General features: G+C 72.1%; 14 protein-coding genes. 8 read left to right on the top strand and 6 right to left on the bottom strand.

What is annotated here, in order from left to right; genetic code table 11:
• Positions 1 to 146 precede the first annotated feature (146 nt).
• From RPQ07_RS31520 to RPQ07_RS31510, 3 genes are all read right to left on the bottom strand, one after another.
• A complete protein-coding gene (locus RPQ07_RS31520; RefSeq protein WP_313947614.1) occupies positions 147 to 992 on the bottom strand; it encodes a patatin-like phospholipase family protein in 846 nt (281 codons plus the stop codon).
• Between the two features lie 109 nt (positions 993 to 1,101).
• Positions 1,102 to 2,283, bottom strand: a complete 1,182-nt coding sequence (tuf, locus tag RPQ07_RS31515; protein WP_313947613.1) for an elongation factor Tu — start codon at positions 2,281 to 2,283, stop codon at positions 1,102 to 1,104.
• A gap of 318 nt (positions 2,284 to 2,601) precedes the next feature.
• Positions 2,602 to 3,300: a DNA alkylation repair protein gene (locus RPQ07_RS31510; RefSeq protein ID WP_313947612.1), complete on the bottom strand. Its 699-nt coding sequence runs from the start codon at positions 3,298 to 3,300 to the stop codon at positions 2,602 to 2,604.
• Positions 3,301 to 3,349: 49 nt separating this feature from the next.
• Between RPQ07_RS31510 and RPQ07_RS31505 the strand changes: the two genes are divergently transcribed.
• From RPQ07_RS31505 to lnt, 6 genes are all read left to right on the top strand, one after another.
• Positions 3,350 to 4,054: a TVP38/TMEM64 family protein gene (locus RPQ07_RS31505; protein ID WP_313947611.1), complete on the top strand. Its 705-nt coding sequence runs from the start codon at positions 3,350 to 3,352 to the stop codon at positions 4,052 to 4,054.
• Between the two features lie 149 nt (positions 4,055 to 4,203).
• Positions 4,204 to 5,076, top strand: a complete 873-nt coding sequence (locus RPQ07_RS31500) for an undecaprenyl-diphosphate phosphatase (protein ID WP_313947610.1) — start codon at positions 4,204 to 4,206, stop codon at positions 5,074 to 5,076.
• Positions 5,077 to 5,130: 54 nt separating this feature from the next.
• Positions 5,131 to 5,304 (top strand): hypothetical protein, encoded by a 174-nt coding sequence (locus tag RPQ07_RS31495; protein ID WP_313947609.1) that lies wholly within the window; start codon positions 5,131 to 5,133, stop codon positions 5,302 to 5,304.
• Positions 5,305 to 5,366: 62 nt separating this feature from the next.
• Positions 5,367 to 6,524 carry a methyltransferase gene (locus RPQ07_RS31490; RefSeq protein WP_313947608.1) on the top strand — a complete coding sequence of 386 codons (1,158 nt, stop codon included), beginning with the start codon at positions 5,367 to 5,369 and terminating at the stop codon, positions 6,522 to 6,524.
• Positions 6,525 to 6,629: 105 nt separating this feature from the next.
• Positions 6,630 to 7,091, top strand: coding sequence for a nuclear transport factor 2 family protein (locus tag RPQ07_RS31485; RefSeq protein ID WP_313947607.1), 462 nt, complete (start codon positions 6,630 to 6,632; stop codon positions 7,089 to 7,091).
• 99 nt (positions 7,092 to 7,190) lie between these two features.
• Positions 7,191 to 8,852: an apolipoprotein N-acyltransferase gene (gene lnt, locus RPQ07_RS31480; protein ID WP_313947606.1), complete on the top strand. Its 1,662-nt coding sequence runs from the start codon at positions 7,191 to 7,193 to the stop codon at positions 8,850 to 8,852.
• Here lnt and RPQ07_RS31475 read toward each other — a convergent pair.
• Both RPQ07_RS31475 and RPQ07_RS31470 read right to left on the bottom strand, forming a co-directional pair.
• Positions 8,776 to 9,681 carry a Gfo/Idh/MocA family oxidoreductase gene (locus RPQ07_RS31475; RefSeq protein ID WP_313947605.1) on the bottom strand — a complete coding sequence of 302 codons (906 nt, stop codon included), beginning with the start codon at positions 9,679 to 9,681 and terminating at the stop codon, positions 8,776 to 8,778. The two genes, lnt and RPQ07_RS31475, sit on opposite strands and share 77 nt — an antisense overlap.
• A complete protein-coding gene (locus tag RPQ07_RS31470) occupies positions 9,678 to 10,895 on the bottom strand; it encodes an FAD-dependent monooxygenase (RefSeq protein WP_313947604.1) in 1,218 nt (405 codons plus the stop codon). The genes RPQ07_RS31475 and RPQ07_RS31470 overlap by 4 nt, the downstream gene beginning before the upstream one ends.
• A gap of 81 nt (positions 10,896 to 10,976) precedes the next feature.
• Here RPQ07_RS31470 and RPQ07_RS31465 point away from each other — a divergent pair, with 81 nt between their 5' ends.
• Together RPQ07_RS31465 and RPQ07_RS31460 are read left to right on the top strand one after the other, a co-directional pair.
• Positions 10,977 to 11,624, top strand: a complete 648-nt coding sequence (locus RPQ07_RS31465) for a TetR/AcrR family transcriptional regulator (protein ID WP_313947603.1) — start codon at positions 10,977 to 10,979, stop codon at positions 11,622 to 11,624.
• Entirely contained in the window at positions 11,611 to 12,120 is a 510-nt protein-coding gene (locus tag RPQ07_RS31460) for a DinB family protein (RefSeq protein WP_313947602.1), read from the top strand. Before RPQ07_RS31465 ends, RPQ07_RS31460 begins: the two co-directional genes overlap by 14 nt.
• 746 nt (positions 12,121 to 12,866) lie before the next feature.
• On the opposite strand, the gene RPQ07_RS31455 is transcribed toward RPQ07_RS31460, so the two are convergent.
• Positions 12,867 to 13,340, bottom strand: coding sequence for a hypothetical protein (locus RPQ07_RS31455; protein ID WP_313947601.1), 474 nt, complete (start codon positions 13,338 to 13,340; stop codon positions 12,867 to 12,869).
• Between the last annotated feature and the right edge of the window lie 23 nt (positions 13,341 to 13,363).

Genomic DNA, 13,363 nt, shown 5'->3' with positions numbered 1-13,363 from the left:
CGCGCTCACTGTCTGCCGAGCCCGCGCCCGCGGGCAACCGCCCTTGCCGAGCGCGGGCACCGCTCGCCCGCTGCGTGGCGTGCCCGCGCCGCAGGCGCCCACGCGCGCCGAGCGGGAGCAACCGCCCCGCTCCGAGCGCCCCGCCGTCAGCCGGACCAGACCGCCGCCACCTCGTCGGCGTGCGCCACCGCCTGGGCCAGTCCCGCCCGTGCCGCGGGCGCCCGCCGGGCCGGGTCCAGGACATTGCGGCCGAACGCCTTCCGCGCCGCCCGGTCCGGGGTGATGACGGCGACGCGGGCCCCTTCGGCCCGCAGTCGCGCCGCCTGCACCCGCGCGGCCGGCACGGGTCCGCCGCCGATCGCCATCGGGGCCACCACGACGACCCTGCCGTACCCGGAGGCGAGATCCGCGTTGGAGGACGACCGCACTCCGCCGTCGATGAACAGCCGGCCGTCGATCTCCATGGGCGGCCAGACCCCCGGCACCGCGCAGCTCGCGGCCACCGCGTCCACGAGTCCGACCCCGCTGTCCCGGTCGAAGGGGCGGAACTCGCCCGTGGCGGCGTCGACGGCCGTCACCACGAGCCGCCGTTGCTCGGGCCACTCGTGCGACAGCAGCCGCCGGGCAATGACCTCCCGGCGCCCTGCCCCGCCGTCCGTCCCGGACTTGAGCGCCATCTTTCCCATACGGATGCCGTACGACGTGCTGTCCCGCGCACGCAGCACGGTCCAGGCGTAGCGGGCCAGCATCGCGGGCCCCATGCTCGCGGTGATCTCTCCTTCGGGGGAGACGAGTTGACGCTCGTACAGCTCCGGGAGCTCCAGCAGCCCGGAGACGAGCTGCGCGCCCACGACCGAGCCCGCCGAGGTACCGATCACCGTGTCGGCGCCGGTCACGTCAACGCCCGCCCGTGCGAGTCCGTGCAGGATGCCGATCTCCCAGCCGATGCCGGTGAGACCGCCACCGCCGAGCACCAGGGCCGTGTCGCCCATCGCCGCCGCCTTCCACCGAGGTGTGTGGCAGCAGCGTAGGCGCAGGTGGCCGGTCCTCGTACGGTGCGTACGAGGACCGGCCACGCGCCTCACCCGGAGGCGGCAGCCCTCACCCGCCGGCGACCTCGGTCACCGTGCCGGCGCCGACCGTGCGGCCGCCCTCGCGGATGGCGAAGCCGAGTCCGGCCTCCAACGGGATGTCACGTCCCAGCTCGACGGTCATGGTGACCGTGTCGCCGGGCTGCGCGACGGCCCGCTCGCCGAGGTCGACGTCCCCGACGACGTCCGCGGTGCGGATGTAGAACTGCGGCCGGTAGCCGGTGGAGACCGCTGTTCTGCGGCCGCCCTCCTTGGCCGAGAGCACATACACCTGGGCGGTGAAGTGCCGGCTCGGCGTGACACTGCCGGGCGCGGCCACCACATGGCCGCGGCGCACCGCGTCGCGCGGCAGTCCGCGCAGCAGCAGCGCGACGTTGTCTCCGGCCTCGGCGGACTCCATCGGCTTGCCGAAGGTCTCCAGACCGGTGACGACCGTCTCGGTGTCCGCGCCGAGCACCTGCACACGGTCGCCGACGCGCACCGTGCCCCGCTCGACGGCGCCGGTGACGACCGTCCCGCGCCCGGTGATGGTCAGGACGTTCTCCACCGGGAGCAGGAACGGCGCGTCGGTGTATCTGACGGGCATCGGCACATAGGTGTCGACGGCGTCGAGCAGCGCCTCCACGGCGGCGGTCCAGCGTGGGTCGCCCTCCAGCGCCCTGAGTCCGGAGACCCGGACGACCGGTGCGGCCTCGCCGCCGTAGCCGTGCGCGGTGAGCAGCTCGCGGACCTCCAGCTCGACCAGGTCGGTCAGCTCGTCGTCGCCCGCGTCGGCCTTGTTCAGCGCGACGACGATGTGGTCGACACCGACCTGACGGGCCAGCAGGACGTGCTCGGCCGTCTGCGGCATGACCCCGTCCAGCGCGGAGACGACCAGGATCGCCCCGTCGAGCTGGGCGGCACCGGTGACCATGTTCTTGACGTAGTCGGCGTGCCCGGGCATGTCCACGTGCGCGTAGTGCCGGGTGTCCGTCTCGTACTCGACGTGCGCGATGTTGATGGTGATGCCCCGCTGCGCCTCCTCCGGCGCCCGGTCGATGCGGTCGAAGGACACGTAGGAGGTACTGCTCCCGGAGCGCTCGGCGAGCACTTTCGTGATGGCGGCGGTCAGCGTGGTCTTGCCGTGGTCGACATGGCCCATGGTGCCGATGTTGAGGTGCGGCTTGGTACGTACGTATGCCGTCTTGGGCATGGCTGTTTCCTCGGACTTCCTCGGAGTGCGAAGCGTGATGAGGACCCCTGGGCCTTGCCGACCCTCCCCCTGTGGGGTCCGCCGGACGTTCCGGGAAGGGTCAGCTTCGGGCGCCGCCGAACGGCGCCGCGGCAGCGGCTGCGTCCGCCGTGAGGAATGCGGCAGCCTTCGGCGCGTCCGCGACTGCGGACGGCGCTGCGAGGAAGGCGTACCGGAACATGAGGACGATGTTCGCCCACGGCCCGCGCCGCGTCGAATGGTTTTCCGCGTACGGGAGTTCAGCGGGCGCGGGGTCTGCGTGGACACAAGGTCAGCAGGTCACAGGTTCTTCAGCGCTTCCCGTACGGACAGCGGCGAGAGCCTCTCCCGCGCGGAGTCGACGAACTCCCGTACGGCGTCGGGGTCGGTCTTGGCGTACTCCCGCAGGCACCAGCCGATCGCCTTGCGGATGAAGAAGTCGGGGTGGTCGGCCCGGCGCAGGCAGTACCCGAAGAGACGGTCGGTGTCGGTGGAGTCCTTGTAGCGCAGTTGGTGCAGCAGCGCGGTGCGGGCGACCCACAGATCGTCGTCGTCGATCCAGGTGTCCATGTCGGTCCTGAGTACTGGGTCGGCCGCGACGAGCGGTCCGACGACATGTGCGGCGAGCGCGTCGACGGTGTCCCACCAGGAGACGGTGGTGACGAGCCGGCGGACGACGGGCAGAAAGCCGGAGGAGCACCGTCGGACGTGTCGGCGCAGATAGTCGGCGGCGAAGTAGGCGTACTCCCGCTCGGGCAGCGCCCAGCAGCGCAGTGCGATCGCCGTGCAGTCGGTCTCGTCCGGCGCGGGCAGCCCTGCGAGCACGGTGCGGGACAGAACACGCCGCTCGGCGGTGTAGATCCCGAGGAAGGGCGCGACCCCCTTCATGTACGCGGCGGCGCCCGCCGCCCGGACCGGATCGGCCCCGGTGGGGTACAGCGCGGTCAGTCGTTCCATGACCGTGTCGGCGAGCTCGCTGCGTGGTACCGCGGGGGTCATGCGTCACAGATTACGGCGATCACATCCCTATGTCGGTTACTGTCTCCGGATGTTCGAGCCAGTCCCCAGGCCCGCTTCCCCACTCGCCGTCCGCTGCACCCGGGTGTTGTTGTCCCCCTGGTCGCGGCTGTCGCTGCTGGTCCTCATGCTGGTGACCGCGGCGGCACTGGTCCTCCTGTACGAGCCACAGAGACTCCTCTCCGGCGGCTTCCCGGCCCAACTCGGCGGCGCCGCCGCGGTGATGCTGTTCGCAGTGGCGTACGGCGCGTGCACCGCCGCCTTCGTACCGCGGCCGTTGCTCAACCTGGCGGCGGGCGCACTGTTCGGCTCACAGGCCGGTCTCGTCTCGGCGATCGCCGGCACGGTGATCGGTGCGGGCATCTCCTTCACCCTCGGCCGTCTGCTCGGACAGGAGGCGCTGCGGCCGCTGTTGAAGGGCCGCTGGCTCAAGGCCGCGGACACCCAGCTCAGCACGCACGGCTTCCGCTCGATGCTGGCGATCAGGCTCTTCCCCGGTGTGCCCTTCGCCGCGGCCAACTACTGTGCGGCCGTCTCCCGCATGGGCTACGTCCCGTTCCTGCTGGCCACCGGCCTGGGCTCGATCCCGAACACCGCGGCGTACGTCGTCGCGGGCAGCCGGGCCGGGTCACCGACGTCGCCCGTGTTCCTGATCGCGATGGGCTTCATCGTGGTCACGGGTCTCGGCGCCGCCGCCGTCGCCTGGCGCAAGCGCCATCGTCTGCCGAGCGGTTGACCCTCCGAGGCACAGCTCGCGCCGGTGCACTGCCAGGGCCCGAGGCACAGCCCGTCGTCGAGGGACGCTAGGCTGCCTCAGACCTGGCGCATGATCGAGAACGCTACGCGCCGCCTGACCGTGATCATTCTTGGATGGCGTAGTTTTCCATGTCTTGGTTCGAATCATTCATCCTCGGGCTCGTCCAGGGGCTGACCGAATTCCTGCCCATCTCCTCCAGCGCGCATCTGCGGCTCACCGCGGCGTTCGCCGGATGGCACGACCCGGGCGCGGCGTTCACCGCGATCACTCAGATCGGCACCGAGGCGGCCGTCCTGATCTACTTCCGCAAGGACATCGCGAGGATCGTCTCGGCATGGTTCCGCTCGCTCACCGACAAGTCGATGCGCAGCGACCACGACGCCCAGATGGGCTGGCTGGTCATCGTCGGCTCGATCCCGATCGGCGTGCTGGGCATCACGCTCAAGGACCAGATCGAGGGCCCGTTCCGTGATCTGCGCCTCATCGCCACCACGCTGATCGTGATGGGCATCGTCCTCGGTATCGCCGACCGGCTCGCCGCCCGCGACGAGACCGGCGGCAAGCACCGCGCCATCAAGGAGCGCAAGACGCTGCGCGAACTGAGCGTCAAGGACGGTCTGATCTTCGGTATCTGCCAGGCGATGGCCCTCGTCCCCGGTGTCTCCCGGTCCGGCGCCACCATCAGCGGTGGTCTGCTGATGGGCTACACCCGTGAGGCCGCGGCCCGCTATTCGTTCCTGCTGGCCATCCCCGCCGTGCTCGCCTCCGGCGCCTACGAGCTCAAGGACGCGGGCGAGGGCCATGTGTCCTGGGGGCCCACCATCTTCGCGACGTTCATCGCGTTCGGTGTGGGCTACGCCGTCATCGCCTGGTTCATGAAGTTCATCACTACCAAGAGCTTCATGCCCTTCGTCATCTACCGGGTGATTCTGGGAATTGCCCTGTTCATCCTGGTCGGAACGGACACTTTGAGCCCTCACGCGGGCGAGTCGGGCGACTGACGCCACATGCCGAAGGGGCGACGCGCCGCTCGGGCCCGTCGTAGCCTGTTCGCCATGTCCACCCTTCGACCCGAACCCGAGACCGCCCTGTCCGCCACCGAGCTGAACGCCCGCATCCGAGAGCTGTGGGCCGACGGGCAGCTGCCCGACGACCGGCGCCCGGAGTACGAGGCGCTCGTGGTGAAGTGGGCGGCCGCGGCTCTCGAAGGCGTGGGGCGAGCGGCCTGACGTCCGCGCGCAGCGGGCGCGTGGATCATGAGGTCCCCGCGCTCGGCTAGCCTGGCTGCACGATGAACCGTCTGACCACGTCCTGGGGCGACCTCCGGCTCGCCCGCTTCCCCGAAGATCCCCGCGACACCCTCCGCGCATGGGACGCCGCCGACGAGTACCTGTTGCGCAGGCTCGAGGGGATCGACGACGCGGATCCGGCGGACCTGTCCGGCACCGTGGTCGTGGTGGGCGACCGGTGGGGTGCTCTCACCGCATCGCTCGCCGCGCACGACCCCGTACAGATCACCGACTCGTACCTCGGCCAGGAGGCCACCCGCGCGAATCTGGCGCGCAACGGCATCGACGCCGCCTCCGTGCGGCTGCTCTCCGCCCGGGACACTCCGCCCGAGCGCATCGACGTCCTGCTCGTCCGGGTACCCAAGAGCCTCGCGCTCCTGGAGGACCAGCTGCACCGGCTCGCGCCCGCCGTGCACGCCGGCACCCTGGTCATCGGTACCGGCATGGTGAGTGAGATCCACACCTCGACGCTGCGGCTGTTCGAGCGGATCATCGGTCCGACGCGGACCTCGCTCGCGGTGAAAAAGGCGCGGCTCATCTTCTGCACGCCCGACCCCGCGCTGGCCCCCGGGCCCAGCCCCTGGCCGGTGCGCTACGCCCTGCCCGACGGCATCGGTGTGCTGGCGGGCCGCTCCGTCACCAACCACGCGGGCATCTTCTGCGCCGACCGTCTCGACATCGGCACCCGGTTCTTCCTGCGCCATCTGCCGGAGCGCAGCGGGCCCGCCCATGTGGTGGACCTCGGCTGCGGCAATGGCGTGGTCGGCACCGCCGCCGCTCTCGCCGGGCCGGAGACCTCGGTGACCTTCGCCGACGAGTCCTTCTCCGCGGTGGACTCCGCACGGGCCACCTACCGCGAGAACGTCGCCGACGCGTCGAGGGCGAGCTTCCTCGTGGGGGACGGACTCGCGGAGCTCGCGGACGGCTCGGCCGATCTCGTCCTGAACAATCCGCCGTTCCATTCGCACCGGGCGACGACGGACTCGACGGCCCGACGGATGTTCGGTGACGCCCGCCGCGTCCTGCGGCCCGGCGGCGAGCTGTGGGTGATCGGCAACCGGCACCTCGGGTACCACGTACGGCTGCGTCGGCTCTTCGGCAACTGTGAGGTCGTGGCGAGCGACCCGAAGTTCGTGGTCCTGAAGGCTGTCCGGCCCTAAGGGCCGTCGTTCCGGACGGCCGAGATCCACCGTTTGCCGAACGGACGCGGGTGACGGGTGCGCACGGCTCTTGGCCTGGGGCCCCGGCTGCCCGAGACTGACCCGATGACGCAGCGCGTGGATCTCGCGACGATGATGGACCGCCTCGCCATCGACGAACTGGTCACCGGTTACGCGGTGGCCGTGGACGACGCCGACTGGAACGCCTACCGGGCCTTGTTCACCGGGGACGGGCGGGCCGACTACCGCAGTTCCGGCGGGATCGAGGGCTCCGCCGCCGAGGTCGCCGACTGGCTGGCGGAGACGATGCGCGTCTTTCCCGTACGCCAGCACCTGATCGTCAACCGGCGCGTGCACATCCAGGATCTGGGGGGCTATCCGGGTGACGGCGCCGAGCTCCAGGCCGACTATGTGAATCCGATGCGGATGGAGTCGGGCGACGACTTCGTGTCCGGCGGCCGCTACACCTTCCATGTGCTCCGTACGGACGAGGGCTGGCGGCTGAACCATGTGCTGATCGCCGAGAAGTGGCGGCGCGGCACGGGAGCGCTTGCCGACAGCAGATAGGGGCACGCTGTCGGTGCGGGACCCCCTCGCGCACACTGGAGAGGGACGGCTCGCGGCCCGTCGGGGCGGTCCCTTCCAGGCAGGACGAGGAGGCGCGTCATGCGGATTCCGGTCGGCCGGAGCCGGCGGGAGGGCAGCGCGCCCCGACGACGGACCGGAGACGACGCGGGGTGGCAGCGCGCCCGGCGACTCGTCGGAGCCCCCCGCGGGCGTGCGGTCGCCGCCGTGCTGGCCGGTGCGCTGCCCGCGCTCGCCTTCCCCGAGCCGTCGCTCTGGTGGTTCGCCTATGTGGCGCTGGTGCCGTGGATGCTGCTGGTGCGCACGGCGCCGACCGGGCGCCGGGCGGCGCTGGAGGGCTGGCTCGGCGGCCTGGGCTTCATGGTCGCCGTGCATCACTGGCTCATGCCGAGCCTCCATGTGTTCATCGTCGTGCTGGCCGCACTGCTGGGGCTGCTGTGGGCGCCTTGGGGGTGGCTGGTCCGCTCCCTGCTCGGCGGTATGCCGTCACCGGCGCGGGCCGCGGCGGCTCTCGCCGTGGTCCCCTCCGGGTGGCTGATGGTCGAACTGGCCCGCTCCTGGGAGGGGTTGGGTGGTCCGTGGGGGCTGCTCGGCGCCAGCCAGTGGGAGGTCTCCCCCGCCCTGCGGCTGGCGTCGGTGGGCGGTGTGTGGCTGGTCAGCCTGCTCGTGCTGGCGGTGAACACCGCGGTGACCGTGCTGATCGCGGTACCGAGGGCCCGCACCACCGCGGTGGGCGGCACGGTCGCCTGTGCGCTGGCCACCACGGCGGCATGGATGTGGGCGCCGCAGCCGGAGTCGTCGGGCCGGACCCGGATCGCGGTCGTCCAGCCGGGGGTGATCAACGGCATCGGCGGCGAGGACAAGCGCTTCGAGCGCAGCGAGCGGCTGACGCGTGAGCTGGCCGGCCAGGACGTCGACCTGGTCGTCTGGGGCGAGAGCAGTGTGGGCTCGGACCTGCGCGAACGCCCCGATCTGGCGGCGCGTCTCGCGGTGCTGTCGCGCGCGGTCGGCGCCGATCTGCTGGTCAATGTCGACGCCCGGCGGGTGGACGCCTCGGGGCAGAGCGGGATCTTCAAGAGCTCGGTCCTGGTCGGTCCGCAGGGACCGACCGGTGACCGCTACGACAAGATGCGTCTGGTGCCGTTCGGTGAGTACATCCCGGCGCGTGATCTGCTCGGCTGGGCGACCTCGGTGGGCAAGGCGGCCGGCGAGGACCGGCTGCGCGGCACGCGTCCCGTGGTGATGGTGCTGCCGGGCGAGGGCGCCGACCGGCTGCGCCTCGGTCCACTGGTCTGCTTCGAGTCGGCGTTCCCCGACATGAGCCGCAGGCTCACCCGCGACGGCGCCCAGGTGCTCATCGCCCAGTCGGCGACGTCGTCCTTCCAGAACAGCTGGGCGCCGGAGCAGCACGCGTCGCTGGCGGCCCTGCGGGCGGCGGAGAGCGGGCGGCCGATGGTGCACGCCACGCTCACCGGTGTCAGTTCGGTCCACGACGCGCACGGCGGCCGGGTGGGTCAGCCGCTCGGTACGGACGAGAGCACGGCGGCGGTCTACGACATACCGCTGGCGCGCGGGACGACGGCGTACGTGCGGTTCGGCGACTGGGCGGTGTACGGCGCGCTCGCCGTGCTGGCCCTGTGGCTGGCGGCCGAGGGCGCGCGGGCGGTCAGGCGGCCTGCTCGAGAGCCCGAAGCACCACCCGTTCGCACAGTTCGTGAGTCCTCAGGGCGTCCTGGGCACTGAGGAACTTCCCCGCGCGCACCGCTTCGAGGAATGACGTCACCGACTGCTCGATACCGCGCTGGCGGGCCACCGGCACCCAGTCGCCGCGCCGTCGCACGCTCGGCTGCCCCTTGTGGTCGACGACTTCGGCGAGGTTGCGCACCTCGCGCTTGGTGTCCTGGCCGGACACCTCGAGGATCTCCTCGGCGGAGCCGCTCATCCGGTTCATGGTGCCGATGGCGGTGAATCCCTCGCCGGAGAGTTGAAGGACGACGTGGTGCATCCGCCCGTCGACGATGCGGGCCCGCACATCGCTGTGCTCGACCGTGCCGGGGGCGAGGAAGCGCAGCGTGTCGACGACATGGATGAAGTCGTCGAGCACGAGGGTGCGGGGGTCCTCGGGGAGGCCGACGCGGTTCTTCTGCATCAGGATCAGGTCGCGCGGGTGCTCCAGGCACTGCGCGTACCCCGGCGCGAATCGCCGGTTGAAGCCGACGGCCAGGCTGGTGCCGCGCGATTCGGAGAGGTCCACCAGCCGTTCGGATTCGGCGAGTTCGTACGCGAGAGGCTTGTCGACGTACGTGGGCACACCCGCCTGGAGGAGACGGCCGACGATCTCCGCGTGCGCCGCTGTCGGCGCGTGCACGAAGGCGGCGTCGAGGCCCTGTTCCAGCAGCCGGCCGAGGTCGGTGTGGCGCTGACCGGCGGGGATGCGGTGCGTCTCGGCGACCCTGGTCAGGGTGGCCGGTGTGCGGGTCTGCAGATGCAGTTCGATGCCTGGAAGGGCGCCCAGCACGGGCAGATAGGCCTTCTGCGCGATGTCGCCGAGTCCGATGCAGCCGACCTTCACGGGGCCTCCCTCACGCTGTGTCCTCGCCCGTGTGCCTGGTCAGCATACGGGCGCCGGGGCGGCTGCCAGTCGGCGATGCCGTCGAAGGTCCGCAGTACGACGCCCGGCCCGAGCCGGGAGACCGCGGACATCAGGGTGTTGCGCGCGGCGACGGCCGGCCGGCCGGTCAGCGACATCGCCCGGGCGACCCGCGCCGACTTGCGGACGACTGCGGTGGTCCGCGGGAGCCGGTCCGCGCTGTAGGCGGCGAGGCCCGCGCCCAGGTCGGCTCCGGGGGCGACGTGATGGGCGAGGACGATGCCGTCCTCGATCGCCTGGTTACCGCCCTGACCCAGGGTGGGCGCCATGGCGTGGGCGGAGTCGCCGACGAGGACGGTCCGGCCGCTGTGGAAGGCGGGCAGGGGGTCGATGAGGTGGTGGACGTCGTTGCGCAGCACCTGACGCGGGTCCGCGGCAGCGATGACGGCCGGCACCGGGTCGTGCCAGTCCCCGAACCGGCGCAGGAGTTCGGCCTTCTCGTCGTCCGCCCGGTCGCCGGCGGGTGCGACGGCCGCCGCGTACGCGTAGATCCTGCCGTCCTTGAGCGGCTGGGTGCCCCACAGGGTGCCGGCGCCCCAGCTCTCGTGCGGTGCGAAGGGCCTGCCGAGGCCCGGGACCACGACACGCCAGGTGGTGAATCCCGAGTAGGCCGGGCCCTGATGGGCGGGGAACAGCGCGGTGCGGACGGCCGAGTGGATTCCGTCGGCGCCGACGACGAGGTCCGCCTCGAACTCCGCGTCCGCTGTGGCGACGCGGGCCGGGCGTCCGTCCGCGGCGCCGGGGTCGGTGAGCCGGGCCTCGCTCGCGGTGTGCACGGCCCCCGCGGGCAGCAGGGCGGCGATGCGGTCGACCAGGGTGGCCCGGTGAAGAAGGACCAGGGGCCCGCCGAAGCGTTCTGCGGCGGCCGCGCTGTTCGTGCGGGCGAGCCATCGGCCGCGCGGGGTGCGCATCCCGCCGTCGCCCTGCCACGCGGACAGCTCCCGGATGTCGTCGCCGAGGCCGATGACGTCGAGCGCACGCAGACCGTTGGGGGCGAGTCCGATGCCGGCGCCGACCGGCTCCAGGGAGGCGGCCTGTTCCAGGACGGTGACCTGCCAGCCGCTTCGGTGCAGGGCCACGGCGACGGTCAGGCCGCCGATTCCACTGCCGATGACGACGGCACGGGGGTCGGACATGGCTCCTCCTCACATGCGCACTACATATGTAGTGACACGCCGAGCGTACTACAACTGTAGTTGCGCGGGTAGGTTGGGCCCATGGCAGAACGCACCACTCCCGGCACCTCCCGCGCCGATCTGATCGCCGATGCCGCGCTCGCACTGCTCGCCGAGCGCGGTATGCGCGGCCTCACCCACCGGGCGGTGGACGAGGCCGCGGGCCTCCCCCAGGGCTCGACGTCCAATCACGCCCGCACCCGGCTGGCCCTCCTGGAGGCCGCGGTACGGCGCCTGGCGGACCGCGAGGCGGCCGTTCTGACACCCGGCGAGCTGTCGGCCGCGGGCCACGGCGGCGGGGGCCTGGCGGACGCCCTGGCCCTCGCGCTGCACCGCTATCTCACGCGCCATCGCGAACTGCTCGTCGCCCGCTACGAACTCGCCCTGGAGGCCACCCGCAGACCGGAGCTGCGTGAGTACTACGACGCGGCGGGCAGCCGCTTCCGGACCATGCTGAACGCCCTGATGACAGCGGCCGGTTCACCGGAGCCGGAGCGCCATGCGCTGTCCCTGGTGGCCTGGTGCGAGGGGCTGATGTTCGCCTGCGCCGTGGGGTCGTACCACGCGGCCGTCCCCGACCGTGCGGAGCTGCGCACGGGGTTCACCGAGCTGCTGCGGGGGATGCTCGGCGAAAATGCCGTGGCGGGCGGCGGGCCGGTCCTCCAGGATGATCGCCATGACGAGACCTGAGCGCACCGAACCGTCCACCACCGCAGACGAACAGGCCATGTTGACGGGCTGGTTGGAGTTCCACCGCGAGACGCTGGAGTTGAAGTGCGCGGGGCTCACCGACGAGCAGCTGCGCGAGCGGTCCGTGCCACCGTCCGGGATATCGCTGCTGGGACTCGTACGGCACATGGCGGAGGTCGAGCGCGGCTGGTTCCGCGACGTCTTCGCCGGCGAGGACGTCCCCACGCTCTACTGCGAGGAGGACCGGGACGGGGACTTCCACGTCACGGACAAGGACACCTGGTCGGACGCCCGCACCGCATGGCAGGCGGAGATCGCGCGTGCCCGCGAGCTGGTCGCGGGCCGCTCACTGGACGATGTCGCGGCCGGCACCACCCGTTCCGGCAGGGCGTTCAACCTGCGGTGGATCATGACGCACATGATCGAGGAGTACGCCCGCCACAACGGCCACGCCGACCTGGTACGGGAGCGGATCGACGGCGCCACGGGCGACTGACCCCGCCCGACGCCCGCGACCGCGGCCGGGCCGATGTCACTCGTGAGGGGCATGGTGGAGCGATCGGGCGGTGAACCGGGCCGACGACCAGCAGAGTTGATCGCGTGCAGCGATCATCGACGCGGCGGCCACCGACCGCCGCGAAACTCCTGGTTGGAGTGGCCGTCTGGGCCGCGTGGGGCCTGTCCGTGACGGGCTGCGTGTCCGTGGACGCGGGGCCCACTCCGATCCCCGCACCGGCCGGGAGCCGCCCGGCGCAGGTGGTGGAGCCCCGGATCGGTCAGGCTCCCGCGCGCGAGGCCCTGGCACCGCCGGCAGCACGGAAGACGCCTTCCCCGCCCCCTGCGGCGCCGTCGTCCGCGTCGGCCGTACCACGCCGCCACGGCCCCTCTGCCGTCCCGACCCGGCAGACGGGGCCGACACCTCCGACGCCCCGGACGCTGCCGTCCGTCGCGCCGACGTCGCGGCCCGACGTCTGCGCCCTGAGCGAGGGCTACGGGAGCTGGCGACCGGACAGCGCGCAGGCACGCATCTGCCGGGAGGCATACGGACGTTGAGCCGGCCCACTGGCATGCGGAGGATTCCGGCCCGATCGGTCGGCGCCCGCCGGTCCGCCCGGGGCCCTGCACGGCCCTCCGGCCCCTTCCCGGCAGCGCAGGGTCCTGATCCCGGCCCGGGCCCGCCGACGCGGCCCAGAGCCCTGCCGGCACGCCTGGCGGGACCCGGCGGCACGGGACCCGTGCGCCTCAGTCGGTGCGCAGCCTCAGCTCCAGGCGTTCGATGGCCGCGCGGACCCCTCGGCCGTATCCGTCGTCGCCGAGAGCGTCGGTCGCGGAGCGAGCCCGGTCAAGATGGATCCGGGCCGCCTGCGGCCGGTGCAGCTTCACATAGTCGGCGGCGAGGTTGAGGTGGAGCGAGGGGTAGAAGGCCCGCACCGCGAGCCCGGCCTGGTGGGCGGCGGTCCGCTGCTCGCTCAGCCCCTCCGCCGCCGCCAGTGCCCGCAGGTCCCACTCCAGCTCGTCCACCGGATCGTCCTGGGTGTCCGCCATGTAGTGCGCGAGGGTGCACCGGTGGAGGGGTTCCCCCGCGTCGCCGATCTCCGCCCACAGCGTGCCGAAGCGATTGCGGGCCTCTTCGCGGTCACCGCCGTGCAACAGCATGATCGCCTGCCCGATCCGGGTCATGACGGCGTCCCCCGACGCCTCCTGCTGCTCCACCACTGCCGCCTCCCGCATCCGTGCGC

Origin of the sequence: Streptomyces sp. AM8-1-1, from assembly GCF_032229325.1 — a bacterium.
Taxonomy (GTDB): domain Bacteria; phylum Actinomycetota; class Actinomycetes; order Streptomycetales; family Streptomycetaceae; genus Streptomyces; species Streptomyces achmelvichensis.
The sequence above is the reverse complement of the archived record's forward strand: the minus strand, read 5'-3'. Positions and strand labels throughout refer to the sequence as shown.

Coding starts and splice junctions, on each gene's coding strand:
- RPQ07_RS31520 (WP_313947614.1), bottom strand. CDS start 992: ATGGGCGACACGGCCCTGGTGCTCGGCGGTGGCGGTCTCACCGGCATC.
- tuf (WP_313947613.1), bottom strand. CDS start 2,283: ATGCCCAAGACGGCATACGTACGTACCAAGCCGCACCTCAACATCGGC.
- RPQ07_RS31510 (WP_313947612.1), bottom strand. CDS start 3,300: ATGACCCCCGCGGTACCACGCAGCGAGCTCGCCGACACGGTCATGGAA.
- RPQ07_RS31505 (WP_313947611.1), top strand. CDS start 3,350: ATGTTCGAGCCAGTCCCCAGGCCCGCTTCCCCACTCGCCGTCCGCTGC.
- RPQ07_RS31500 (WP_313947610.1), top strand. CDS start 4,204: ATGTCTTGGTTCGAATCATTCATCCTCGGGCTCGTCCAGGGGCTGACC.
- RPQ07_RS31495 (WP_313947609.1), top strand. CDS start 5,131: ATGTCCACCCTTCGACCCGAACCCGAGACCGCCCTGTCCGCCACCGAG.
- RPQ07_RS31490 (WP_313947608.1), top strand. CDS start 5,367: ATGAACCGTCTGACCACGTCCTGGGGCGACCTCCGGCTCGCCCGCTTC.
- RPQ07_RS31485 (WP_313947607.1), top strand. CDS start 6,630: ATGACGCAGCGCGTGGATCTCGCGACGATGATGGACCGCCTCGCCATC.
- lnt (WP_313947606.1), top strand. CDS start 7,191: ATGCGGATTCCGGTCGGCCGGAGCCGGCGGGAGGGCAGCGCGCCCCGA.
- RPQ07_RS31470 (WP_313947604.1), bottom strand. CDS start 10,895: ATGTCCGACCCCCGTGCCGTCGTCATCGGCAGTGGAATCGGCGGCCTG.
- RPQ07_RS31465 (WP_313947603.1), top strand. CDS start 10,977: ATGGCAGAACGCACCACTCCCGGCACCTCCCGCGCCGATCTGATCGCC.
- RPQ07_RS31460 (WP_313947602.1), top strand. CDS start 11,611: ATGACGAGACCTGAGCGCACCGAACCGTCCACCACCGCAGACGAACAG.